The following is a 24102-nucleotide window of genomic DNA, read 5'->3' as shown; positions in this document are numbered from 1 at the left end:
TTTTTAACTTTGTTTCTAAGTATAAATACGGAGGCGTCTCCGTATAAAGACTTAGAAATTTTTATGGATACACTTCTTATAAGTTATGCGGTAGAGAAATCAGGAATAGTCATTGCCCGGTGGAAACCCGTAGGCCGTGTCACTGAAACGATGAGTAAACTTGCCGTAGAGCAACGGCACAATCTTCGCCTGGGTAAAAATATTTATCTGATAGTCGTCAATAACCCTTTCAACGAATTCGATGATAGCGCCACGGCCTACCTGTCCAGCGCGGAAGGCACCAAGGGCATCGCTGCAGCAGCCATCGTAGCGCCCGACGCCCTCGGCAAAAACACGGGTAAACATATCATTGAAATCGACGTCCCCTGCATAAGGACCGCGATCTGCGATTCTTTGAAACACGCCTCCGACTGGCTGCTCGAAATGATGAAGCCCAACCCAAAGGGGATTACGATCCGCGAGGACCAGGTCCTCAAGCTTTGGGAAAAGCACTTTACCCGCAGTGCCATCGCGGAAAAGATGGGCTGTGCCCCAAAGACGGTTGACGCCCATACCTACAGCCTTAAAAAGAGGTTCAACGCCAAGAACATCCAGGAACTGATAAAGAAAGCCAAAGACGAAGGCTTCCTGCCGCACAGTTAGCGACTATCCCATCGGAATTTTTTGATCCCCACCGCCGCAAAGACGAGGGCATAGCCGACAGCGACCAGGATCGCCTGGGTAACCCCGGTGTTCCAGGCACCGGGTTGCATGCTGGCACCCAGCACCCTTTTCACGGTCCCGTAGGGCGACCATTGGGTGACGACCTTCATGTCATTGCCCAGCGCACCCATCTCTCCGAAAAGCCCCACCATGATAAAGACCAGGTACACCAGGCGGGTGGTGGAATTGACCGTTTCCGGATTTTTGATCAGCCCGACGATCATCTGACCAAGGCACAGGTAGACCAGGGCCGCGGTCAACGCGGCGACAAGACCCAGGAGGTATCCTTGGAGCGTGATCTGTATATGGTCCACATAAAAACCCACCAGGTACACGGCGATGGTTGTGATCAGGATCGTGATCAACTGCACGATCAACCGGCTGCCCATGACCGTCCAGGCCGGAACCGGGGCTACCCGTAACCGTTGGAAGACGCCTTTATCCCTGTCCCTGGCGATCGCATTACTGTACCCTATCAGGCAGGACGCCGCCACGCCGATGGTGATGCTGGTCGACAAGGCATAAGCGGCCCCCATCTTGTCGACCAGGGACTTCCAGGAAATGAGAATCACGACCGGCACCAGCAGCGACAAGAGGAACGCCCGGCGGTTGCGCCACTGGGTCAACATATCCGCCCTTAGTAACGTACGGAGGACGGTGGAGGTGGAAGGTATGGGGGTCATGCGCGAACGGTTTTACCGGTGAGGGCAATAAATACGTCTTCGAGGGTCACGCGGCCCCTGCGCGACACCGCGATGACTTCCGGTTCTTCTTTATGGCGGTCGATAAGCGCCTGGGGCGTGTCTATCGTAAGCACCTTACCATGGTCGATGATACCTATCCGGTCACAAACCGACTCGGCTTCTTCCATCGAGTGCGTGGTCAGCAGGATGCCGTGTCCCTTGTCCCTGATCGCCTCGATACGCTCCCACAACTGGCGCCTCGACTGGGGGTCAAGACCGGTGGTCGGCTCGTCCAACAGAACCAACCTGGGGTTATGGATGGTGGCGATCACCAGGGAAACCCGTTGCTGTTGTCCACCCGACAACTGCCCGAACTTCTTGGTGGAGGCCTCCGCGAGTTTGATGTCGTCCAGGATGGATTCGATTTTGCCTTTTGACAAGTGAACCCCATAGATGCCGCCGAATAGTTTGATGATCTCCTCTACCGTCAGGTCCGACTGGAAACTCGTCGCCTGGAGTTGTACCCCCATGGCGGCCTTGGCATGGCGCGGTTTAACCTTCAGGTCATAGCCCGCGACGCGGATCGAACCTTCGCTGGGTTTTAACAGGCCTTCTATGGCGCTAAGGGTGCTCGTCTTGCCCGCACCGTTGGGTCCGAGCAAGCCGAAAATTTCCCCCGGGTGTACCTCGAAGGAGACGTCTTTTACGGCCTGAAAGTTTCCGTAGCGGACGCCAAGTCCCTCGACGTGGAGCATCAGCGGGCCGAATGGGTGGTCCATGGCTGGAATTTTCTCCAAGATAGGGCGCCCGCGTATTCTTGTTTTTGGTTTCCCCACCAATCGGGGAAAAGATGCGACTAACCCTTTTATTCCCACCCGCCGCCGGCCACCAATATCTTCGTCTCCGTCCCCCCATCCGCCCAACCGGACAGAATCTGGCTGTCTATCGGTTCATAGATCCCCAATGACCCGCTGTCTTTCTTTACAGGGACGAGCAATATATAGTAAGGTTCGATGTAATCGGGTCGCTTGTCCAGGGTATACCCCTTCACGGTGACATATTGGACACCCGCGGCCTTCAATTGATCCAGGATCTTCCGGGTCAGGGGTTTTGCAGATTGAAAAAAAGTTTCGGTTTCGCCTTTCATAGATGGCTGGGTTGATCGGTTAGGATGTCGTTTGCCCGGCGCAGTGCTGCCGGGAATGTGGCCGTCACATTTTTTTTGCCCACCGCAAAGAGCAGGCGAGCGTCCTTCAGCTCCTGCATCACCTGGGCGCTGGCGACCTCGGAGAGGATCAGGCGGGTGCCCCTTTTTCTTGTATGCTTATATATTTCCCGGAGGGTCCTGATCCCCGTCGTGTCGACAATCGGCACGTATCTCATCCGGATAATCAGCACCCGGGGTGGATTTTCCGTTTGCTTGATGGCTTCCTTGAATTTATAGGCGGCCCCAAAGAACAAGGGTCCTTTAAACTCGAAAATGTCTACGTGGGCAGGGGCCTGAAACGCCTCTTCTTCTTTGTCCATGGTGATAGTCACCCCACTGAAACGGATCATTTGCCGCATGAAAAGGAAGCACGCCAGGACCATTCCAATTTCGATAGCCACCGTAAGGTCTACGAGTACAGTCAATAAAAAAGTCGTCATCAGCACGACGGCATCCCCCTTTGGCCCCCTCAGCACGGACACGAAGTTTTCCCATTCACTCATATTATAAGCAACCACTACCAGAATACCCGCCAGCGTCGACATGGGTATAAGAACCGCCCAGCGACCGACACAAAGCATGATCAATAGCAGTGTCAGCGCATGGATCATGCCGGCCACCGGTGTACGGCCACCGTTTTTGATGTTGGTCGCCGTGCGGGCAATCGCACCTGTTGCAGGAATACCGCCAAACAGGGGCGTCACCATGTTCGCTATACCCTGGGCGATCAATTCCGTATTCGGTCTATAGTTGCCCCCGATCATCCCATCGGCCACCGTCGCCGATAGCAGGGACTCGATCCCACCCAATAAGGCAATGGTGAACGCGGGCTGTATGAGCAGTTTCAATTCGGTAATGCCGGGTAGATGAATGCCGGGGCGTTGCAGGGTTGCCGTTATAGCGCCAAACCTCGTTCCAATAGTATCCACTGGCAAATGAAGCCCTTGCACGGCTGCCGTGGTAACAATCACCGCTACCAGGGAGCCTGGTATTTTCCGGGTAACCCTGGGCCATAGCAAGACAATGACGACGGTAATCAGGCCTAAAGCGATCGCTGCCGGGTTAATCGTGGACAAATGATCCAGATATGTCTTCCATTTATTGATGAAATCACCGGGAACCGCACCTGTATGCAGGCCCATTAGATCTTTTATTTGGGAGGAAAAAATGATCAAAGCAATTCCACTGGTAAACCCCGTAATCAGCGGGTACGGGATATACTGTATGACAGACCCCAGCCGGCTGATCCCCATCAGGATCAATATAACGCCCGCCATCAATGTCGCGATCGTCAGGCCTGTCACCCCATATTGCTGAACAATGCCATAGACGATGACGATAAACGCGCCCGTAGGCCCCCCGATCTGCACCCGGCTTCCCCCCAGGGCTGAAATCAACAAGCCTGCAACAATAGCCGTGATCAGACCCTTTTCGGGGGAAACGCCGGAAGCAATGGCAAAAGCAATGGCCAGAGGTAATGCCACGATGCCGACGATCACACCCGCCATGGCATCCCTGGCAAATTGGCGGCGGTCGTATCCCCGGAGGGTATCCAGGAGTTTCGGCCGGAATATATGGATATTGGACGCCTTGGTCATACCTTCATCCAGAATTTGAGCAGGCCGCTAAATGCTTCTTCTACGCGGTGAAAGTCCCTCGGCACTTCTGCGTCCATGCTGTGATAGGTAACCAGTCTCGCCCCTGCCGGAAGCCGGTCCAACTGCCTGTACAGGTAGCGCGTATAATAGTCGTACAAGGCCTCCGTATACACGAGCCGGTCGTCTATCTTGTCTGTCCCGTCCAGGTTTTCGTGAAAAGAATTGTAAAAATAAAAGGCATCATACCGCTCAAAATCCACCTGGGTAAAGTTCCCGTGAATAAAGGAGACATTGTCAAGCCCTAATTCCTTCCGGGCCTCGTTGGCGGTATCCACCAGGTCACCCCGCTGCTCGACTCCGGAGAAAAACGAACCGGGTCTGCACTGCGCGGCCGCCAGGCAAAATTTCCCCACGCCGCTTCCAATATCCAGTACCCGCGTACCCTCGTCGCCCGCCAGGAACCCAACCGCCTGCCGGACGACACGGAGCGGCGTCCAGTGCACCCGCGACAACGCCCTCACCTTTTCCGGGTAAATCCGGTCGAAGTATACATCGCTATCAAACCGCACATCGGCCAGCTCTTTCATAGCGCAAAACTACCCCGCCCACCTACCCCTTGCGGTACACCTTATCACCCAAAAAAGTGCATTTAATCACTTTTCGTACTTTTACCCATCCATGAGTATAAAAGGGATCTTTCCGATCGACAATTGGGATTTCAAAAGCCAGTCCATCCTCTCCGGTCTCCCCGAAGAAGACCTCGACATGCTTATGGAGCGATCCACCACCCACACGTATAAAAAAGGAGATACCATTTTCCGCGAGGGCTCTTTCCCTTCGTCCATTTTTTTTATCGCCACCGGCAAGGTCAAAAAATTCAAAACCGATAAAGCCGGCCGTGAACAAATCATCTACGTCGCCAACACCGGAGAACTGATCGGATACCACGCCGTCCTTTCCGAGGGAAGGTACCCCGACTCCGCCGCCACCCTCGAAGAAAGCACGCTTACTGTTGTCGAACGCGAGGACTTTCTCCACACCCTCCGTCACTCCCCCACCCTCAACCATCGCCTCCTCCAGAACCTCAGCCACGAATTCTCCGTCCTCATCAACAACCTCACCCTTTTTGCCCGCCGTTCCGTCCGCGAACGCCTCGCCCTCCAACTCGTCGTTCTCCGCGAGAAGTACAAAATCAACTTCGAACCCGGAACGCCCGTGGAAATCAACCTCTCCAGGGAAGACCTCGCCAGCCTCGCCGGCACCACCCGTGAAAACGTCGTCCGTATCCTCACCGAATTCAAAGAAGAAGGGCTGCTCCAAACGAAGGGCCGCAAGATCGTTGTTCTTGATGTTCGGGGATTGATCGGGGTGGCGGAGAGCTAGTTCTTTGAAGCGTCGCTGTTCCAGCCTGTGAAGCGCAATATCTGCCGATTCGATGTAAGTGGAAAGGGCGTTGGCTCCAGGATGAATATTTTCCGTGGCAGCTTCCTCATGAGGTCCATTGCAATCATCCACTGTATTAGCCGCTCTTTGTCGTCATTGTACATCATTGTCAAAGTTTTTATTAAGGTATTCGCCTTTGGCGTGATAAAAATAGCAGGTGTCCTGGCGGGTTATGATTAGGAAGAAGGTGTGGCGGTGGAAGAAGGTGTGGGGGGCGCGTTGGACGCTGTCGGAAATTGCTTTCAGATCTACAATCTTTTGAACAACGCTTTCGGGTAATCCATTTGAGGGATAGGCGAAAGATGCGGTTCGCTGCACGTCCAGGGAAGTGCCCTCGGGAGCGGTGTAGGTTTTTTGGGAGAATTTGTCAAAAACAATTCTAGAAATGTTCTTCCCAATGAATGAAACATTTAACGTGTCATAATGCTCTGGCAATTTAATAAAAACACTATCCTCCAAATGTCGCTTTGTAGAAAAAGAGCCCTCTCTTTTTGTCAACAATGCCGCGCTGAATAGAATTGTTACAATTATATATTGCATATTTCCCATTTTAATTTTGACATTTTCCACCCTCATTCAATAGGCCTCGATAAGTCGTAAACTCTGACGCCAACCCCTTCCCCACCACCTCCTCCTGATACAACGTCGAATTCTGCAACCCCATATACATAAGAGCCTCATAAGGCGCAAGATCGCTGCCCACCGCAGCGTACGTCGCTTTATAGTATGTCTGCACAAACTGCTCCAGTGAGGTCGCCAGCGAAGCGATATTAGCGACCATCCAATCATGCTCCACACTCTCCCAAATATTGACGGATTTGGACTCCGCCTCAAAATAAGTAGCCAGCTCAGAAAGGTCCATATCATCGATAGGCTGGGGCCAGGCCGAAATGACGGAAGAACCGAAGGTTTCGAGGGCCTTCTGGCGAAGCCGCGCGTGAAAGGCCTCGTGTATAAAGGTAGCCGCGAGGTAAATGCGGGAGTAGTCGGTATCCAGGGCCGAGGAGGCATTAAGGGTAATGACAAAGTTATTGTTCCCCAGATACGAACACCGCCCATCGGAGGAAGCTATGGTATCGGACAGGGCAAACGTGACGTTGTAGACCTGGTTGTCATCAAAACCGGAAAGGATACTCCGAAGCCCATGATTGAGATTGGGGTTCATGAGGTGAAGATATACGCATTGAACAATAGGGTGATTGGTAATAGAGGTATCGGGCTTGATGGAGGCATGGGCTACTCCGCCGGCGGAGGCACTCCCGGAGGGGAGGCCGACAAGGGTGTAGTCGGAAAAAGTAGGTCCACCGGAGGAGGGGGTAGTGTCGACGGTGCCATCGTCGGTACATTCTTCGGTGGAGTAGACGTATTGACACTGGGTGGGCCCGCCCCCGATGGAGCTGCAGGCGTACCAATCCGTGATGATGCAAATGGAGGCGTGAGAGGGTCCTGAGGGATTGACCAAAAGCGGGGATACCGGCAGGAGCGGCGTGACGGCCAAAGAAGGCTGATCACGCAAAAAAGTCCGGGAAGCCCGCAACGGAAGAGCACTGACATACCCCCGGAGAAACACCCCAAACCTGTCCTCTACCCGAATTTCTCCAGCGGGACCGGGCATGCGAAGCACCCGTTCAACGTGCCAGGCCCGGGAAGCATCCTGATACATCAACAACCAGGTAAACGAAACTCCCGATACTCCCCGAACGGTGAGGGATGCGCCGGAAAGAGGCACCACGACACCCGGTCCGAAGGAAAAGGCCCGCACAACCGCCCTATCCCAAAGGGGCTGTACACCCCGGGCGTCGGGGCTGTACACAAGGGTATCCGGCCGGTAGGTCGACCAAAAATAATGTTGCGCCTCCCCTATCAAATCATCAGAAAACGGCCGGGGCGCCTTGCCACACGCCGTAACAAGCAAAAGAAAAACGATCACTAAAGCCAGTCTGTTGAACATATCCAAAATATTTAGGGAACCAAACTAATGAGTGTAAGAGACAAAGTCAATCCGTAAAAACCTGGAGATTTGGGCAAAAACTATACTTTTACCATCCAAGCATGGTAAAAGACAATATAACGGGGGGGCAAAAGCCGATCGATTTTTGGGCGGTGTTGCTGGCCCTATCCGGGTTTATACTGATCCTCTCCTCATTACCGGGGATTGGCATTTCTGCGGACTCGATCACCTACACGAGCGTGTCGAGGAACCTGAACCACGGGGGCGTATTGAGGTCCTTTGACAGGGACGTGTTTGTGGACTTCCCGGTGGGTTACCCGCTGTTCCTGGCGACACTGCAAAAAATAACGGGTCTGGACCCGATAAAGTTTGCATTGTTCCTAAATGCGATCATGCTGGCCGGAATAACATTTACGGTAACGCAGTTGCTAAAAAGGGAGGGGATCGACCGCAAGGGGCAACTCCTCTTAGGCGCCTGCGTCGTGGCGAGCCCCGCCTTGCTGGAGGTCTACGAAATGCTTTGGTCGGAGACCCTCTTCATCGTGCTCATCGTTTGGTTTATCGCCGCGAGCCAAAAAGGGTCCTTTTGGATGATGGTCGTCGCCGCGGGATTGTCGGCGGTGGTTCGTTATGCAGGCGTCACCCTGATCGCCACGGGAGCGCTGATCATTTTATGGGACAGGGGTTTTAAAAAGGCCGTACTGTACGGCCTGGCGGCGGGAACTCCGCTGGCACTCAACCTGGTCCGCAACCAACTGATCAGCGGCACGGTCACCGGGGACCGGCAAAAAAACCTCCTATCCCTGTGGACCCACCTGCAAAGGTTTGGTGGTGTTTTGTGCGAGTGGGCGCCGCCGTTGAACCGGTGGCCGGTCCTATACGCACCTATAACACTCCTTTTTATCGCGGCGCTGATAGCCATCTGGAAACGAAAAAAGGGTTCACTTACAACGATCTGTGTGACCTTCACAGGCATCTACACGGTGTTTATCCTGGGAACATCGATGCTAACGGCTTATGAGAGCCTGGATACCCGGCTTTTGTCGCCGCTATTCATACCGGCCTTGCTGGGGATTGGTGGAACGATCTACAAGAGAACCGGACCAATCCCGATAATAATTCTCCTGGTGGTGGGTATCATGGCGGACGCGACCTATATAACACACCCCGGGATCGCCTATAAAAGGTACGTCCGCTATGACATCCAAACCCTCCGCCAGTCCCCCACCCTGGAATTTATAAACACCCACCCGGACATAGTGGACACGAACACGAGCGTGTATACAAATGCGCCGGACATTCTCTACCTGCTGTCAAAACGGAAGGAATCGGACTACCTTCCGGATCAAGCCTCCCCAAGAGACATAAGGGATTTCAAAAACGACCGGGGGGCGTATGTAGTTTGGATCGATGCTTGCTTGGCATATCCGAAATATTGCCTGGATAGTCTTAAGCAAATGGGTCTGGATACGGTGTATATGGGAAAGGACGGTGCTGTCTATATCCACAGATAGAGCGGGCGGGCGCAAATAGAGGGCAATACATATTCTAAAAAATGCTATATTAGGGTCCGAAAATCCACTAGAAAATCCACCATTTCATGAAAAGGTCCTTCCGGTCCAATATCCCCGTTCGGATTGATATCGCATTACTCCTATTGCGTGTGTGGGCGGGTGCAAGTTTGTTTGTCAAGCACGGTCTTGAAAAAGTGACGCATTTCCAGGATATGGCGGCGCATTTTCCGGACCCCATCCACATCGGGCCAAGGCTGAGCCTGATTTACGCGCTGATCACCGATGCCCTTTGCTCGATCCTGGTGGCGGTGGGTTTTGCCACGAGGCTGGCGGCCTTTCTGATCGTCGTCAACTTAGGGGTCGTTTTCGGAGCCATGCATCAATTCTCCTTTATGGCGGACCACGCGGAGCTGGTCTATCTGTACTTCGGCGTGTTCGCGACCCTGATGATTACAGGAGCGGGCCGGTTCAGCGTGGATAGTTACCTGTGAGGCTGTACCTTCGCAGCCGATGATCAAGCTGCGGATATTACCCCTGAACGACCGGCGCTCCCACAGGGCAGCCACGGGTGCGTTGTTCTTCCTATCCGGGCTTTGTAATTCGAGCTGGGCGTCAAGAATTCCGACGATCCAGCAAAACCTCAAACTTTCGGACGGCGCGATGGGCGGGGTGCTGATGGCGGCCCCGGTGGGGTTGATGTTGTCGCTCCCCGTGGCGGGCTGGCTGATCCAACTGAAGGGGAGCCGGCTGGTGGCGGGGTTTTCCGCGGTCACTTACATCTCGATGCTGCAATTGCTGGGGATGGCGCCCAGCACGGCTTTGCTGGTGTCTTCCCTGCTCCTTTTCGGGTTTTCCGGCAACCTGCTGAACATTTCGATGAACACCCAGGCGGTGGAGGTGGAAGCGCTCTATGGCCGCACCATCATGGCATCGTTTCACGGGTTGTGGAGCCTGGCGAGCTTTACCGGCGCCCTGGTGGGCACAGCGATGATGGCGGTCCCGGTGACCCCGACGGGTCATTTCCTGATCATTGGGGCCGTAGCTGTCACGCTGATGGCGCTGAGTTTCCCGCGGCTTTTGCCCGCGCAGGAGGTCGCGGAAGATGTCAAAAAAACGATGTTCGCAAAGCCCGACCGTTCGCTGGTAGCGCTGGGGCTGGTGGCCCTCTTGGTGATGATCTGTGAAGGCGCCATGGCGGACTGGAGCGGCATATTCTTTAAAAAAATAGTGCGGGTCTCCCCTTCTTCCGTCGGCCTCGGTTATGCCTCCTTTACATGCACAATGGCTTTTGGCCGGTTTGTTGCCGACGGGCTGGTCACCAGGATAGGGATGAAAAAAGTTTTGCAGGGAAGTGGCCTCCTGATCACCGCAGGTCTGGTGCTGGCCGTGGCCGTTCCCCAGCTGCCCACGGCTGTGCTGGGCATGTTTCTCGTAGGGCTGGGCTCGTCCTCCGTCGTCCCCCTGATCCTGTCCACCGCAGGCAAGTCCAAAACAGTGTCAGCGGGGATGGCGCTGGCATCGATCTCTACCATTAGCTTTATGGGGCTCCTTTTCGGGCCGCCCCTGATCGGGTTTATTGCGGGGGCGACGAGTTTGAGGGTTTCTTTTCTTTTCCTTTCCTTAATGGGGCTGTTTATTGCGGGGACGGTTGCCCGGATGAGGGAGTAGACTATTCTTCTATCAACTTCAGGAACGCAACAAGTCCAATGGCTTCAACATTGTCGGAAAGCGGAAAGCGCTCGGTCCCCGAGTAGACGACGAATTTATGGGTTGCCTTGATGTCCTCGCAACCGGCATGAAATCCTTTTTTAACACTGGGTGCGCCTGACTTTTTTATTTCGATGGCCCATATTTGTCCCCCGGGGCCCTCCAACACAAGATCGATCTCCGTTTGGGTGACTGTCCGGTAATAGCTGTATTGCCATTTAGTGGAAAGGCGGGTAATAATGCTTTCCATGACAAAACCCTCCCAACTGGCGCCCACTGCCGGGTTTCCCAATAAGCCTTCAAAAGTTGAAATATTAAGCAGGCTATGTAATAGTCCGGTATCCCGTATGTATATCTTAGGCGATTTGATCAGCCTTTTTTTCGTATTTCCGGCCCATGGCTGAATTTGCCTGACCATGTAAAAATCGGTCAGGATATCCAGGTAGGACTTTATCGTTGTATGGCTTACTTCAAGGCTCTTGCCCAAGTCCGAATAAACGACCTGCTGACCATGGTAATGCGCCAACATCGTCCAAAACCTTTTCATTCTTGTGGCCGACACCTGAGGGCCCATAAGTGGCAGGTCCCGCTCTATATAAGTAGAAATAAAGTCGTTCCTCCACTCCCAGCTTTCATCATCTGTCGGTGCCAAAAAGCTATTGGGAAATCCCCCGCGAAACCATAGTTTCTCCGGGTTAAATGCCAGGGGATCGTCTGTATAGATTTCCCAGGATGAAAAAGGACTTAGCTCCAGGTAGCGGATCCTGCCCGCCAGTGTTTCTGAAGATTGTTGTAACAATTCCCGGGAAGCAGACCCAAGCAATAAAAACTGGCCGGCCGTTTCTCCTTCACGTTTACGGACATCCACAAGCCCCCTTAGAAGCCGAAACAGGTCCGGTTTTCTCTGTACTTCATCAATAATCAACAACTGGTTGTTAAATCGCTTTAGGTAACCTTCAGCGTCATCGAGTTTGCTCAAGTCGGAATCCAGTTCCAAGTCCAGATAGGATGCCTTTTTGGTCGGTTGCTGATGGGCAATCTCCAGCGCAAGCGTCGTTTTGCCGACCTGCCGGGGACCTACGACGGCCACCACAGGTACGTGTGAAAGGGCGTTGGTCAACCTATGTTCAAGATCTCTGCGAATCATAGGGCAAATTTAGGATATTTGAAAGTCAAACTTTCAAATATCACAAAAAAAGACAAAAAACAGTGACATCTGAAAGTCAAACTTTCAAATGTCACGGTTTTCCCCCTAATGGGCCGCTCCCGCCCCAAGCGGCCGCACACTCCGCAACCCCACCACCGAAATCACCGCCAACCCCGCCAGCACCACCGCGCTCACGCCCGCGGCTACCTGCATTCCGGACATATAGGCCGCCGCCGCCTGGGGACGCACTGCCGGAACGAGGGTAAAGGCCGAAGCAAAGCCTTCCCGCGCAGCAAAAAGGTCGCGGACGGATAGCCCCGAGGGCAAAAAGGAGGGTAGCCGGAGGCGGTAGAAGAAGGCCCCCAGGCTGCCCAGGAGGGCAACACCCAAGGCGACGCCAAGCTCGTTGCACGTCTCGCAAATGGCGGACGCGGAACCGGCCTTTTCAGGAGGCGCCGCGCTGATGACGATGCCGGTGCCCAGGGAAACAGCGGGGGCGATCCCAAAGGCGCTGAGGACGCCTCCGATGACGACGAGGGCGAGACCGCGCCCGGCAGGAACGGAGCCGGGACCAGGGGAAATGGCATCCGGCCCCACCAGCGCGATCAGGAACAACCCGATGGCCGCAATAACAAGCCCCACCGCAAAAAGTCCCCCGGGCCGGAACCGCTTGGCGAGCGGTGGGGAGATCAAAAACCCGATCATCATAAAAACCGCCTGCGGGACCATCCACAACCCGGCGTGCAACGGAGATAACCCCAGCACCATTTGCAAATATTGAGCGGTGAAAATGGAAATCCCCCCCATCGCGATAGCGATAAAAAACAGCACGATAAGGGTGGCGCTGAATACGCGATCGGCAAAAAGACGAAGATCCAACAGGGGATCAGCCTGACGCCGTTCCCGCCGGACAAAGACGACACCGAAAACGATTCCCGCCAGTAGAATAAGCAAGGGCCAAAACGACCACCCCGACCGGGCGAGCTCTGTACACCCATAGACAAAGGGCAGGATAGCCAAGAGGGACAAGATCACCCCAACAGGATCCAGGGTGTGCGTGGTCCCTTCCCGATAGCCGGGCAGGAGCAAAGGACCGGCCACGAGGAGCAGGAGCATCACGGGAACACCCATCAGAAAAACACCTCCCCAATGAAAATGCTCGATGATCACCCCGCCGACGAGGGGGCCGATCACCATACCCACCATAAAACAGCTCATCCAAAGGGATATGGCGGTCGCCCGCTGGTGGGCATCATGAAACATGTGACGGATAAGCCCCAGGGTACAGGGCATGAGGGTGGCTCCGGTGATACCCATGAGCGCACGGGCCGCGATGAGCATGCCGGCCGTGGTGGAGAAAGCAGCCATGATGGAGGCCAGGCTAAATCCCAAGGCCCCGATAAGCATAATGGGCCGGTATCCTAACCTGTCCGCGGCGGTGCCCATGGTCACGAGCCAGCCGGCGATCATAAAGTTATAAATATCCATAATCCAGAGCTGCTGGCCGCTGTTGGCGTGGAGGCTTTGGCTGAGGGGCGGCAGCGCAAGGTACAGGACGCTGACGTCGATCGACAACAACAATGTGGGCAGCGCTAACACGGCGAGTGCGATCCATTCGCGTCTACCAGCGAGGGTTACAGTGTTCATACTACAAACTTAGTGACTGTCCCCTGCCACGCAGGGATGTGTTAATGACTTTTAAGAGGGGGGATCCTGACTTTGGTCTCATTTTTGAAACGGGGGGGTTAACCGAATACTATTCTATGACAACGCCTAAGAAAATCATCTTTTACCACTATTCGTTTGCGATCCCGGCCGAGGTTTCGTGGGCGCCGGCGGAACATCCGACCGAAATCTGGCTGAAACAAGCAGCGGCCCTCGACCTTCCGAAGGAAGTGACCCTGATTGTAAAAGAACGAAGACTCGTGCATTTTCCGGATATTTTCCATCAACACATGGATACGCTGCGCTCCATCGTAGAAGCGATACGGAACCTGGGGGTGAGTATATTTCTAAAAATTGCTAAATAATTTAGTATTTTTTAGTAATTTAGTGCCGATATGGCCTCTTCTCCTACCGCACGATCGGTCGCACACTTCGACCTGGATGCGTTTTTCGTGTCCGTCGAGTGTCTGAAGAACCCCGTTTTGAAGGGGCGGCCGTTGATCGTGGGCGGTGGCGAACGGGGCGTTGTTGCGGCCTGTAGCTACGAGACCCGGAAGTTCGGGGTGCACAGCGCGATGCCGATGAAGCTGGCCAGGCGTCTTTGCCCGGAAGCGATGGTCATCTCCGGAGATATGGAGAGTTATTCGAAGTACTCGCACCTGGTCACGGACATCATCCGGTCAAAGGTGCCCGTTTGTGAAAAGGCCAGCATCGACGAATTCTATATAGACCTGTCGGGGATGGACAGGTTTTTTGGCATCTCCAAATTCACCCGGGAACTCAGGGAAACCATCACGGACGAAACGGGGCTGCCCATCTCTTATGCCCTGGCGTCGAACAAGCTGATCAGTAAGGTGGCCACCAACGAGGTCAAGCCCAGGGGGCAGATGGAAATTCCCTTTGGAGAGGAACGCCGTTACCTGGCGCCCCTTTCGGTGCAGAAGCTGCCGATGGTGGGCAAGCAGACCGCGGACCAGTTGCGGCAGATGGGCGTGGAAACCATCCGGGTGCTGGCCGACATTCCGATGGAAATGCTGGCGAATATCTTCGGCAAAAACGGGATCGACCTTTGGCGCAAAGCCAACGGCATCGACGAAAGCCCGGTGGTACCGTATAGCGAGCAGAAGAGCATTTCGACCGAAAACACTTTTCACGCGGACACGACTGATATGACGTTCTTAGGAGACGAGCTGGTAAAGATGACGGAAAAGATCGCCTTCGAGCTCCGCGAGCAAAACAAATTGACGGGATGTATCACCGTCAAGGTGCGGTATTCCAACTTCGATACGTTTACCAAACAGGCGACGATTCCCTACACAGGGTCGGACCACGTGCTGCTGCAAAAGGTCAAGGAATTGTTTGCACAGTTGTACGACCGCCGGTTGCTGGTGCGGCTGGTGGGCGTCCGGTTTTCGCACCTGATCCCGGGGAACTACCAGATCGACCTGTTCGAGGACACGCAGGAGATGATCCACCTCTACCAGCAGATCGACCACATCAAGCGCCGCTTTGGCAATGACCTCCTGCGCAGGGCGGTCGGATTTGTTGGGGGGGAAAACAAGCGCTATGTATCTTAACTGCAAAACCTATTTCAGCTACCGCTACGGCACCTTCACGACGGAGGAGCTGGTGAAGGCGGGTGCCGCGATCGGCGCGGAGGCGCTGGCGCTGACAAACATCAATTGCACCGCAGACGCCTGGGACTTTTACGAATTCTGCATACAGCAAGGTATACGACCGGTCCTGGGGGCGGAGGTGCGGAATGAGGATACCTTTTGCTACCTACTGTTGGCCAAAAACCTGGACGGCTTTGCTGCGATCAACCGGTTCCTGTCGGAGCACCTGCAGACGAAGGCGCCTTTCCCGCAGCGGCCGAGGTTAAAGGCGGAGCATGTTCGGATCATTTATGGGATGGAGACGGCGGCCCCCGGGGCGCTGCGGCCGGGCGACCTGGACGAACACGAGCTGATCGGTGTCCGCCCCTCCGAGGTCAACAAACTCTACGGCAAAAACACGACCGGCGGAAAATTCGTCATCCGCAACCCCGTGTCCTTCCAGGCGCCGCCGGCAGACGACAACAGCCGGGACCGGAACCAGAAAAACGAATCCTACCGGTTGCACCGCCTGCTCAGGGCGATCGATAAAAATACCCTCCTGACCAGGCAACAACCGGAGGATATAGCTGCGGCGGATGAATTTTTCCATACACAAGAACAGCTCACAGCTGTCTTCGCCCACCACCCCACCCTGATCACCCGGACGAAAGAGGTCATGGACACCTGCGACCTGTCCCTGGATTTCAGCACGGATAAGACACTGCAAACCTATACCGGGAGCAAGAAGGAGGACAGAAAACTGTTAAGACAAAAGGCCCTGGAGGGTTTCCGCTACCGCTACGAAGCACGGGCGGACGCGCTGGAGCGCGTGGAAAAGGAGCTTGGCATCATCGACCAGATGGGCTTTAACGCCTTTTTCCTGATCACCTGGGACGTCATCCGGTATGCGCAAAGCCGGGGCTTTTACTATGTGGGCCGGGGAAGCGGGGCCAATTCCATCGTGGCCTATTGTCTCCAGATCACCGACGTGGATCCGATGGAGCTGAACCTGTATTTCGAACGCTTTTTGAACCCAAAGCGAAGCTCGCCACCCGACTTTGACATCGATTTTTCCTGGAAGGACAGGGACGAGGTGATGCAGTATGTCTTTACAAAATATGGGTCCGAACGCGTGGCACTTCTCGGGATGTTCAGCACGTTTCAGCGAAACGCAACGATCCGGGAGCTGGGGAAGGTGTGCGGCCTGCCGAAACCGGAAATCGACGCCCTGGTCGACAGCCCGAAGGCACCGCTAAAGGAAGACCGCTACCAGCGGGGGATACAGCACTACAGCGAGCGGATGATCAATTTCCCCAACCACGGCTCGGTGCACCCGGGCGGGATGCTGATCAGCGAAAAACCAATGTATACCTACACGGTGGTGGAGTTGCCGCCCAAAGGATTGCCGGCGGCGCAAATCGACCTTTTTCTCGCGGAAAAAATCAACCTTTTCAAGCTGGACCTCCTGAGCCAGCGCGGGCTGGGGCACATCAAAGATTGTATTGAACTGGTACGGCAAAACAAAGGGGTGTCCATCGACATACACGACGTGGAGACGTTCAAGCATGACCCCCTGGTCGCCGCGCGCATCAGAAAAGCCGACAGCATCGGGTGTTTTTATATCGAGAGCCCGGGGATGCGACAGTTGCTGCAAAAGCTGCGCTGCGATGACTACCTGACGCTGGTAGCGGCGAGCTCGATTATCCGGCCGGGAGTCGCCCAGTCGGGGATGATGCGACAATACATCCACCGGTTTCATCATCCTGCTGCGATCGAGTACCTCCATCCAAAACTAGAAGAGTTGCTAAAGGAAACCTTTGGCGTGATGGTATACCAGGAAGATGTGATCAAGGTAGCGCACTATTTCGCGGGTCTCGACCTGGGAGAGGCCGATGTGCTGAGGCGCGCCATGAGCGGGAAGTACCGGGGGAACGACCGCTTCCGGGCCATCCGGGACCGGTTCTTTGAAGGTTGCAAGGCCAAAGGATATGAGGAGGCGCTGAGCGCCGAGGTCTGGCGGCAAATGGAATCCTTTGCCGGTTTTTCCTTTAGCAAGGCGCACTCCGCGAGCTTCGCGGTGGAAAGCTATCAAAGCCTGTACCTGAAAACCTATTACCCGATGGAGTTTATGGTGGCGGTCATCAACAACTTCGGCGGGTTCTACCGGACGGAGGTGTATTTCCACGAGCTGAAAGGGACGGGCGCGACAGTGTTGCCGCCCTGCGTCAACGAGGGGTCGTACGAGACATCAATCAAGGGGTCCACGGTCATTACGGGCTTTAACCACGTCCAGGGTTTGGAAGAGAAGCTCGTGAAAACGCTGCTCGCCGAGCGTGCCCACAACGGCATTTTTACCGACGTCGGCGACCTGGTCGACCGCGTCGCCATCACCCCCGAGCAAATGAACCTGCTGATCCGCATCGGGGCCCTGCGGTTTACTGGGAAGAGGAAAAAGGAATTGCTGTGGGAGGCCACTTTTTTGTACAAAAAAAAGCAACGCCAGCCCGCAGGCGTCGCGCTCTTCCGGGAGCAGCCCGCACGCTGGCAGTTGCCGGATCTGGCGGAGCATCCGCTGGATGATGCATACGACGAGATGGAACTGCTGGGGTTCCCGTTGACGAATGTATGGGCATTGGCCGATGTCGATCTGGAGGCATTCAAGACGACCTCCGATCTGCCGGCTTGCCTTGGCCAAACGGTGACCATGATCGGCTATCTCGTCATCACCAAACAGGCCCGAACCCAAAAAGGCGAGTCCATGATGTTCGGGACGTTTTTCGACAAACGGGGGGATTGGGTGGATACGGTGCACTTCCCCGCTTCGTTGGCGCGGTTTCCGTTTCAAGGTAATGGGTTTTATGTGTTCACAGGCAAGGTGATAGAAGAGTTTGGGGTGTATTCGGTCGACGTCAATGCCATGCGGAAACAGGGGTTAAAAGGGCGTTCTATTCTTTAATAAAGAGTATGCTCTTCCGCACCATGTCCATATCCCGGATCACCAGCACATAACAACCCGTCGGAAGCCGGCTGATATTGATGACCGGGTTCAACAACCTTCCTGTCAGATACGTCCTTCCTGTCATATCCACAATGGAGAAAACCGGCATACCCGTGCCCGTCCTTTTGACATATATATAATCATGTGCCGGGTTGGGATATACGAAAGCGGTTGTACCCGGCACAGAAACCGCGCTGTCGGAGGCGGCGGCATCCGGCATGGAGGCCACCACCGTCCCCACATCGCTCAGGATCTTTAACGAAAAGCCAAATAAATTAGAAGAAAGTCCATCATTATTGTACACCCGCATATAGTATGTCTGGCCCGTCGTAAGGCCGCCGATCGTGGCATTTTCCGTTCCCGGATTCTCGAAACAAAGCAGGGACGTCAGCTGACCCGGTGTTCCGCTGAATACCTGGAAGGCATAGTCAAACGATGCGTTATTGGGCACCAGTGCGATACCAAGGGTGTTAGCCGTCGCTACGAAGGAATACCATACATCGTCGGCCTCATTCCCGCTATTATTGCAGGGAGGCATCGATTGCGTGGCAGCCCCCAGTACAAGGCTGTACGTGCTGTCGATGACGAGGGATTTCGCGCCGGTGACCTCGTCATTGGAGGGGGCCGACCCGGGGGTCGTTACGCTGGTATTGATGAAGGTCTCCGTGGAATCCCCTCCTGCCAGATAAACTCTATAATAGTAAGTCGTGCCGGGGACAAGGTTCACCAGGTTGGCGTCTCCGTTAGAGTAGTTGAAGCAGTACAGGGACGTAAGGCTGCCACAGCTTCCTTTAAATACCTGGACTACCGTGGGATGGCTGTTTGACGCAACGGCATGTACGATATGCCGCGTAGCGGTTGCCGTGAACTTGAACCAGATATCGCTGTAAGCCGTGCTCGTACAGGCGGGCATGGACAGGGTAGCCCCTGCAAGGGTGTACAGCGAATCGTTGACGGTATTGTTCGCAGGGATGTTGATTGCCCCGGTACACTCGTCATTCACTGGGGACACCATCGCTTTCACCTCCAGCCCGAATGGATAGAGGGCTGAGCCAAAGTCAATGCTGTTATATACCCGGATATAATAGGTGCTGCCTATGGTCAGGTTGTGAAAAATTACGCTATCCGCCAGCCTGAAGGAGGTATCCGCCACGCAGGCCAGCGACGTCAGGTTGCCAGGGGTTCCGCTGAAAACCTGAAAGACATACTGGGCAGTGCCTAAGGTGGAAGGGGTTAGAATGATCCGTGTCCTGTTGGTGGTAGGAACAAAGGAGAACCAGATATCATCGGCCAGGTTGCCGGTGCTATAGCAGGGGGACATGGATTGGGTCGCACCCAGCAATGACGAGCGATAGAGGGTATCGGTTTTGATCGCCCTGGCCCCCGTGACCTCGTCATTGGTGGCAAGGGCCATGGACGACACGGTGGTTTTGATATTGGTCTCCGCGGTATTGCCTCCGGCGAGATATACCCGGTAATAGTAGGTAGCCCCTGCCGTCAGGTTTTTCAATTCTACCTGGCCGTTTGGATAGCTGTTGCAAGACAGGGAGGTGAGGTTGCCGCAACTGCCCTGGAAGACCTGTACCACGACCGGGAGGCTGTCGGTGGCTTGCACCCCTATTTTATGCAGGGTGCTGGTGGTCGCCGTAAATTTAAACCAGACATCCCGGGCGGCAGAGCCGGTGCAGGCCGGCATGGACAGGGTAGCCCCGGCCAGGGTATACAGCGAATCATACGTCGATCCGCCAGGAGGGATGTTGATCGCACCCGTACACTCATCATTCACCGGCGGCACAATAGGTTTGACCTCCAGGCCAAATGGCGTGAGGACGGAACCATTGTCCAGGCTGTTATATACCCGGATATAGTAGGCGCTGCCTGGTGTAAGACCGGATAGAATAGTACTATCCGCCCCTTTGAGGGAGGTATCTGCTATGCAGGCCAGCGAGGTCAGGCTGCCAGGTGTACCGCTAAAAACCTGGAAAACATAATAGGCGGGAACAGAGGTAGGCGGCGTCAGAATGATTTTTGCGGTGTTGGTTGTAGGCACAAAGGAATACCAAATATCATCCGCCAGGTTGCCGTAATCGGCGCAGGGAGGCTGGGATTGGGTCGCACCGGCCAATGTAAAATGATAGAGGGTATCGGTCTTGATCGCCTTAGCGCCTGTGGCCTCGTCATTGGAGGGAGGGGCCACGGCCGTTACATAGGTTTTTATATCGGGCATCGCTGTATTACCCCCGGCAAGATATACGCGGTAATAATACCTGGTTCCTACCGTCAGGCTGGACAGCTCTACTTCTCCGTTGGCATGGCTATCACAGGCCAGCGAGGTGAGGCTGCCGCAACTGCCCTGGAAGACCTGTACCACGACCGGAAGGCTGTCGGTGGCTGTCGCCCATATTTTATGCCGGGTGCCGGTCGCCGTAAATGTAAACCAGATATCGCTGGCAGCGGTGCCGGTGCAGGCCGGCATGGACAAGGTAGCCCCCTCAAGGGTATGCAGCGAATCATAGGACGTTCCACCGGTAGAGATGCTGATTGCTCCGGTACATTCGTCATTCACGGGTGGCAAAATAGATTTGACCTCCAGCCCAAATGGATAATAGTAGGGTATAGCATAGCTTACGCTGGCATATACCCGGATATAGTAGGTGCTGCCCGGGGTAAGACCGGTTATGAGGGAGGAGGTATCTGCGACGCAGGCCAGCGAAGTCAGATTTCCGGGCGTACCACTGAAAACCTGGAAGACATAATTGCCGGCAGCGGGAGGGGTCAGCACGACACGTGCCTCTTTGGTCTTAGGAACAAAGGAAAACCAGATATCATCCGCCAGGCTGCCGGTGTTGTTGCAGGAAGGAAGGGATTGGGTCGAGCCATACAATGATGCGTGATAGAGGGTATCCGTTTTGATCGACTTGGCTTCCGTGACTTCGTCATTGGGGGAAGGGGTCTCGGTCATCACAAAGGTTTTGATATCGGGCTGTGCGATATTCCCCCCGGCAAGATATACGCGGTAATAATAAGTATCCCCTACCGTCAGATGTGCCACCTCTGCCTCTCCGTTAGCATGGTTGTCGCAGATCAGGGAGGTGAGGCTGCCGCAACTGCCCTGGAAAACCTGTACAACAACGGGAAGGCTGTCGGTTGCTTGCGTCCATATTTTATGCAGGGTGCTGGTCGCCGTAAATTTGAACCAGATATCCCGGGCGGCGGTGCCGGTACAGGGGGTCATGGATAAAGTCGCCCTGAAAAGGGTGTACAGCGAATCGGATGTCGATCCGTTGGTAGGGATATTGATCGCCCCGGTACATTCATCATTCACCGGCTTTGCGCTTTGTCCGATCCCAGGTTCCACCTGTAACAAGCACAACAAGGTCCAGGCAAAAAGCAACACTTTTTTGTGCATACAATAGGGTTATGGCTTTGAGTATAACTTATAAAAAGTCAGCGGCCCGCTCGTCACCGCGCTCCCGTAGGAATTCCCCGGTGCCGTGAAGTAATAAAGCGCGCCCCGGCTGTCCATCCCGCAGAAATAGGTGGCGCCCACCTGCGCAAAGTTGACAAATTTGGCCCTTCCGGTCAGATTGTCCTGTGCAGCGGGAACACCGGACAGCAGCCCTTGCTCCGTACCGGCATAGCAAAAGCAGGTTTCGTTCAGGATATTGTAAGCGATCACGGAGGGGCTGCCGGCCCAAAGGAGGTTGCCGTTGGGTAGGTAGAAGGTGGTGTGCGGGGCATTACCATAGAAATTAAAGTAAACCGGAATGGTGATCGGTGTCGACCCCGCCCCTGTCGCCAGACTGGTGTCATACGATATAAACCGGTATTGGGCCTCCGCAGGGGGCGAGCTTAGGGCTACCTGCAGGTTTAAGTCATACACCGCTACATTGACAGAATAGGTCGCGTCACTGGCGGCTTTGTTGTGAACGACGGCCGTACTCCCGTCCGGGGAAATAAGCGTCTCCGTGATATCCGCAACCGGATAGCCGGGGGCATTGAAGAGTGGAGGGTTTGATGAAAGATTGGAAGGGGGTTTGTAGCTAAAGAGGGATTTGAGCTTTCCATCTGTCCCCAACCGGCAGACGTTGTCCAAGACATTTTGACTGCCTTCGAGGGAGAAGCGGGTGACGACAAAGTTGGTATACCACGAACTCATCGGAAAGAGGGTGTCCGGTACCGCGTACCCATTGGTAAAATACCAGTTGCCGTTGTAGTCGGCGCTTACAAACAATGCCACCATGTTCACCGACGCGGCCGCGCCCTCGAAGGGACCTGGTCCGGCGAGGTGGGCGGGCGCGGCCATGGGCTCCAGGGTCCGGTTGAGGGTGGTTACGGTATGCGTATTTAGATTCATCGTACAGAACCGGAATACATAGTTGCCCGCCGTGTCGGTATTGTCTTTTACTTCGGCGGAAAAGCCCAGCGTCTGCCCGTCATAAGAGATGGCGCTACCCAGTATGTGGCGGATCGTAAAGCTGCCGGAGGCATCCGATAGCTGCGTACCTCCCTGTATGACCGCCTGTGCAGCCCCCCCCTTGATGGCAAATATGCCCAGGGGATTGTCGAAGTAGACGTCCCCTGCGGCATCCACGCTTGCCCCCATGATCAATGGCGCCGACTGCGTTTGATAGTCAGCCGGGTTGGTGGGCTGCCAGGAGGCCACCTGGTCGACCCAAAGAGTGGTATCCGTACGCTCCAGCAATCCGGAGAAGGCGTGGATGGTGATGGCCGGGGCCTGGATGGTGATCCCGTTGGCCGTCACTGTCACAGGGATGTTTTTACCGATGCCCATATTCTTGGTGATGAGGAAACGGACCTGGTCGAGAGAGTCAGCCGTAGGGCCGGGCACTTTTATCTTCGATACAAACACAGGACTGACGGTGTCTACACGGATGTACCCCCCCTTGTCCAGGAACATCTTTCCTTGCATCGTCATCGTATCGCCCACATAAAAGGTGGTGCCGCTGGTCGTCACCCAGGGTTGATTGTTGACGAGATCATAGTGCTGATCTACCTTGTGACAGGCCGTTATGATCAGGCAAAACGCCGCAAAGGTTATAATAAATGGTTTCATCTGCTCTAATAATTTTTATAGACCAATACGGAAAGGCCGCCGGTCGGGGTTTCATAGTTGCCGGTGAGGGGATCCGTGTATCCGGGGGACGTGTTGACATACCCTTGCAGCGCAAACGTATACGCATGGCCGGGATCGGCCTGCAGAAAAAGACGGGCGATGACGTCGACGGAATCACCCGCCTGGTAAAAGTTGATGCGAAGGGAGTCGCTGACCGGGTTGGGATAATTGATAAAGGCGCTGTTGTGCCCATAGGCGTAGGTCGTATCAAAACCCTGCACCGACGCCGGTTTTTCATCGATAGAAAAAAATATCCGACCGGCGTCCGGGCTGAGGTCGATAAACCGGACATTGACCTGGCCGTCCTGGGTATTAAACGAATCGCGCAGGACCAGCGACCGGAAATAACCCAGGCTGTCCGTATAGTACACGCTGGTGGGCGCATTGGCGGGTAGGTTCAGGGTGTCGTGTACCCGGGGGCGAAGACCGGTATCCAGTAGGGTAAAGGTGTGTGCGCCGGGATGGAGGTGCATGTAATAAATCCAGGGGATGCTTTGCGTCTGGTTATACGCCGTGGTAGGGTACGTATACTGGGAGCCCTTGGCAAAACCCGGTCCGCTCTTTATGTTCGTCGTTGCCGACGAATCGATCACGACATAGGACGGGATGCCGGTCGACATGTCGTTGATCAATTGGGGCGAGGTACAAATAAAACTAATCAGGGCGTCATCACTGGTACTGTCCGGCTGCACCGTCTTCCGGCAGGCGGAGAGTAATAAAAATAATATCGATAGTCTGACTATTCTTTGCATGGA

20 protein-coding genes are annotated in these 24102 nt (G+C 54.7%); 8 read left to right on the top strand and 12 right to left on the bottom strand.

Going from position 1 to position 24102, the window contains the following annotated elements:
* Positions 1–63 precede the first annotated feature (63 nt).
* Positions 64–642 (top strand): helix-turn-helix transcriptional regulator, encoded by a 579-nt coding sequence (locus EDB95_RS23135; RefSeq protein ID WP_133998009.1) that lies wholly within the window; start codon positions 64–66, stop codon positions 640–642.
* Here the strand turns inward: EDB95_RS23135 and EDB95_RS23130 are convergent.
* From EDB95_RS23130 to EDB95_RS23110, 5 genes are all read right to left on the bottom strand, one after another.
* The gene (locus tag EDB95_RS23130) at positions 639–1385 is read right to left on the bottom strand and encodes an ABC transporter permease (protein ID WP_133998006.1); all 747 of its coding nucleotides are present in this window, start codon (positions 1383–1385) and stop codon (positions 639–641) included. The genes EDB95_RS23135 and EDB95_RS23130 overlap by 4 nt on opposite strands.
* Positions 1382–2164 carry an ABC transporter ATP-binding protein gene (locus tag EDB95_RS23125; protein ID WP_133998003.1) on the bottom strand — a complete coding sequence of 261 codons (783 nt, stop codon included), beginning with the start codon at positions 2162–2164 and terminating at the stop codon, positions 1382–1384. Before EDB95_RS23125 ends, EDB95_RS23130 begins: the two co-directional genes overlap by 4 nt.
* An 86-nt stretch (positions 2165–2250) precedes the next feature.
* Positions 2251–2532 carry a hypothetical protein gene (locus EDB95_RS23120; protein WP_133998000.1) on the bottom strand — a complete coding sequence of 94 codons (282 nt, stop codon included), beginning with the start codon at positions 2530–2532 and terminating at the stop codon, positions 2251–2253.
* The gene (locus EDB95_RS23115) at positions 2529–4190 is read right to left on the bottom strand and encodes a SulP family inorganic anion transporter (RefSeq protein ID WP_133997997.1); all 1662 of its coding nucleotides are present in this window, start codon (positions 4188–4190) and stop codon (positions 2529–2531) included. Before EDB95_RS23115 ends, EDB95_RS23120 begins: the two co-directional genes overlap by 4 nt.
* Entirely contained in the window at positions 4187–4777 is a 591-nt protein-coding gene (locus EDB95_RS23110) for a class I SAM-dependent methyltransferase (RefSeq protein WP_133997993.1), read from the bottom strand. Before EDB95_RS23110 ends, EDB95_RS23115 begins: the two co-directional genes overlap by 4 nt.
* A 91-nt stretch (positions 4778–4868) precedes the next feature.
* Here EDB95_RS23110 and EDB95_RS23105 point away from each other — a divergent pair, with 91 nt between their 5' ends.
* On the top strand, positions 4869–5573 hold the full coding sequence (locus tag EDB95_RS23105; protein ID WP_133997990.1) for a Crp/Fnr family transcriptional regulator: 705 nt from the start codon (positions 4869–4871) through the stop codon (positions 5571–5573).
* Between the two features lie 153 nt (positions 5574–5726).
* Here the strand turns inward: EDB95_RS23105 and EDB95_RS23100 are convergent, their stop codons facing one another.
* Complete coding sequence (locus tag EDB95_RS23100; RefSeq protein WP_133997987.1) at positions 5727–6173, bottom strand: hypothetical protein; 447 nt, start codon at positions 6171–6173, stop codon at positions 5727–5729.
* A 10-nt stretch (positions 6174–6183) separates the two neighbouring features.
* A complete protein-coding gene (locus EDB95_RS23095) occupies positions 6184–7584 on the bottom strand; it encodes a hypothetical protein (RefSeq protein WP_133997984.1) in 1401 nt (466 codons plus the stop codon).
* A gap of 101 nt (positions 7585–7685) precedes the next feature.
* On the opposite strand from EDB95_RS23095, the gene EDB95_RS23090 reads away from it, so the two are divergent.
* The 3 genes from EDB95_RS23090 to EDB95_RS23080 all read left to right on the top strand — a co-directional run bounded on the left by EDB95_RS23090 (position 7686) and on the right by EDB95_RS23080 (position 10766).
* Complete coding sequence (locus EDB95_RS23090) at positions 7686–9098, top strand: hypothetical protein (protein ID WP_133997981.1); 1413 nt, start codon at positions 7686–7688, stop codon at positions 9096–9098.
* Between the two features lie 86 nt (positions 9099–9184).
* Entirely contained in the window at positions 9185–9589 is a 405-nt protein-coding gene (locus EDB95_RS23085) for a DoxX family protein (RefSeq protein ID WP_133997978.1), read from the top strand.
* A 19-nt stretch (positions 9590–9608) separates the two neighbouring features.
* Positions 9609–10766: an MFS transporter gene (locus EDB95_RS23080; protein WP_133997975.1), complete on the top strand. Its 1158-nt coding sequence runs from the start codon at positions 9609–9611 to the stop codon at positions 10764–10766.
* A gap of 1 nt (position 10767) precedes the next feature.
* Here the strand turns inward: EDB95_RS23080 and EDB95_RS23075 are convergent, their stop codons facing one another.
* On the bottom strand, positions 10768–11952 hold the full coding sequence (locus tag EDB95_RS23075) for an ATP-binding protein (RefSeq protein ID WP_133997972.1): 1185 nt from the start codon (positions 11950–11952) through the stop codon (positions 10768–10770).
* Between the two features lie 105 nt (positions 11953–12057).
* Positions 12058–13599, bottom strand: a complete 1542-nt coding sequence (locus tag EDB95_RS23070; RefSeq protein ID WP_133997969.1) for an MFS transporter — start codon at positions 13597–13599, stop codon at positions 12058–12060.
* Between the two features lie 116 nt (positions 13600–13715).
* Here EDB95_RS23070 and EDB95_RS23065 point away from each other — a divergent pair, with 116 nt between their 5' ends.
* Genes EDB95_RS23065 through EDB95_RS23055 form a run of 3 tightly spaced genes read left to right on the top strand, consistent with a single transcriptional unit; the run spans position 13716 to position 18168 of the window.
* On the top strand, positions 13716–13982 hold the full coding sequence (locus EDB95_RS23065; RefSeq protein WP_133997966.1) for a hypothetical protein: 267 nt from the start codon (positions 13716–13718) through the stop codon (positions 13980–13982).
* Between the two features lie 30 nt (positions 13983–14012).
* Positions 14013–15194 carry a DNA polymerase IV gene (gene dinB / locus EDB95_RS23060; RefSeq protein WP_133997963.1) on the top strand — a complete coding sequence of 394 codons (1182 nt, stop codon included), beginning with the start codon at positions 14013–14015 and terminating at the stop codon, positions 15192–15194.
* A complete protein-coding gene (locus tag EDB95_RS23055) occupies positions 15184–18168 on the top strand; it encodes a DNA polymerase III subunit alpha (RefSeq protein WP_133997960.1) in 2985 nt (994 codons plus the stop codon). The genes dinB and EDB95_RS23055 overlap by 11 nt, the downstream gene beginning before the upstream one ends.
* On the opposite strand, the gene EDB95_RS23050 is transcribed toward EDB95_RS23055, so the two are convergent.
* From EDB95_RS23050 to EDB95_RS23040, 3 genes are read right to left on the bottom strand one after another with little or no spacing between them, the layout of a single operon-like run.
* Positions 18158–21619, bottom strand: a complete 3462-nt coding sequence (locus EDB95_RS23050; protein WP_133997957.1) for a T9SS type A sorting domain-containing protein — start codon at positions 21617–21619, stop codon at positions 18158–18160. The two genes, EDB95_RS23055 and EDB95_RS23050, sit on opposite strands and share 11 nt — an antisense overlap.
* Positions 21620–21628: 9 nt before the next feature.
* A complete protein-coding gene (locus EDB95_RS23045; protein WP_133997954.1) occupies positions 21629–23287 on the bottom strand; it encodes a hypothetical protein in 1659 nt (552 codons plus the stop codon).
* Between the two features lie 5 nt (positions 23288–23292).
* Entirely contained in the window at positions 23293–24099 is an 807-nt protein-coding gene (locus EDB95_RS23040; protein WP_133997951.1) for a DUF4397 domain-containing protein, read from the bottom strand.
* Between the last annotated feature and the right edge of the window lie 3 nt (positions 24100–24102).

The sequence above is a fragment of the Dinghuibacter silviterrae genome, assembly GCF_004366355.1.
Classification (GTDB): domain Bacteria; phylum Bacteroidota; class Bacteroidia; order Chitinophagales; family Chitinophagaceae; genus Dinghuibacter; species Dinghuibacter silviterrae.
This window is presented reverse-complemented; position numbering and strand designations above follow the sequence as displayed.

Bases quoted from the DNA above. Each gene is read 5' to 3' on its own strand.
- EDB95_RS23135 (WP_133998009.1), top strand. From the start codon at position 64: ATGGATACACTTCTTATAAGTTATGCGGTAGAGAAATCAGGAATAGTC.
- EDB95_RS23130 (WP_133998006.1), bottom strand. From the start codon at position 1,385: ATGACCCCCATACCTTCCACCTCCACCGTCCTCCGTACGTTACTAAGG.
- EDB95_RS23125 (WP_133998003.1), bottom strand. From the start codon at position 2,164: ATGGACCACCCATTCGGCCCGCTGATGCTCCACGTCGAGGGACTTGGC.
- EDB95_RS23120 (WP_133998000.1), bottom strand. From the start codon at position 2,532: ATGAAAGGCGAAACCGAAACTTTTTTTCAATCTGCAAAACCCCTGACC.
- EDB95_RS23115 (WP_133997997.1), bottom strand. From the start codon at position 4,190: ATGACCAAGGCGTCCAATATCCATATATTCCGGCCGAAACTCCTGGAT.
- EDB95_RS23110 (WP_133997993.1), bottom strand. From the start codon at position 4,777: ATGAAAGAGCTGGCCGATGTGCGGTTTGATAGCGATGTATACTTCGAC.
- EDB95_RS23105 (WP_133997990.1), top strand. From the start codon at position 4,869: ATGAGTATAAAAGGGATCTTTCCGATCGACAATTGGGATTTCAAAAGC.
- EDB95_RS23100 (WP_133997987.1), bottom strand. From the start codon at position 6,173: ATGCAATATATAATTGTAACAATTCTATTCAGCGCGGCATTGTTGACA.
- EDB95_RS23095 (WP_133997984.1), bottom strand. From the start codon at position 7,584: ATGTTCAACAGACTGGCTTTAGTGATCGTTTTTCTTTTGCTTGTTACG.
- EDB95_RS23090 (WP_133997981.1), top strand. From the start codon at position 7,686: ATGGTAAAAGACAATATAACGGGGGGGCAAAAGCCGATCGATTTTTGG.
- EDB95_RS23085 (WP_133997978.1), top strand. From the start codon at position 9,185: ATGAAAAGGTCCTTCCGGTCCAATATCCCCGTTCGGATTGATATCGCA.
- EDB95_RS23080 (WP_133997975.1), top strand. From the start codon at position 9,609: ATGATCAAGCTGCGGATATTACCCCTGAACGACCGGCGCTCCCACAGG.
- EDB95_RS23075 (WP_133997972.1), bottom strand. From the start codon at position 11,952: ATGATTCGCAGAGATCTTGAACATAGGTTGACCAACGCCCTTTCACAC.
- EDB95_RS23070 (WP_133997969.1), bottom strand. From the start codon at position 13,599: ATGAACACTGTAACCCTCGCTGGTAGACGCGAATGGATCGCACTCGCC.
- EDB95_RS23065 (WP_133997966.1), top strand. From the start codon at position 13,716: ATGACAACGCCTAAGAAAATCATCTTTTACCACTATTCGTTTGCGATC.
- dinB (WP_133997963.1), top strand. From the start codon at position 14,013: ATGGCCTCTTCTCCTACCGCACGATCGGTCGCACACTTCGACCTGGAT.
- EDB95_RS23055 (WP_133997960.1), top strand. From the start codon at position 15,184: ATGTATCTTAACTGCAAAACCTATTTCAGCTACCGCTACGGCACCTTC.
- EDB95_RS23050 (WP_133997957.1), bottom strand. From the start codon at position 21,619: ATGCACAAAAAAGTGTTGCTTTTTGCCTGGACCTTGTTGTGCTTGTTA.
- EDB95_RS23045 (WP_133997954.1), bottom strand. From the start codon at position 23,287: ATGAAACCATTTATTATAACCTTTGCGGCGTTTTGCCTGATCATAACG.
- EDB95_RS23040 (WP_133997951.1), bottom strand. From the start codon at position 24,099: ATGCAAAGAATAGTCAGACTATCGATATTATTTTTATTACTCTCCGCC.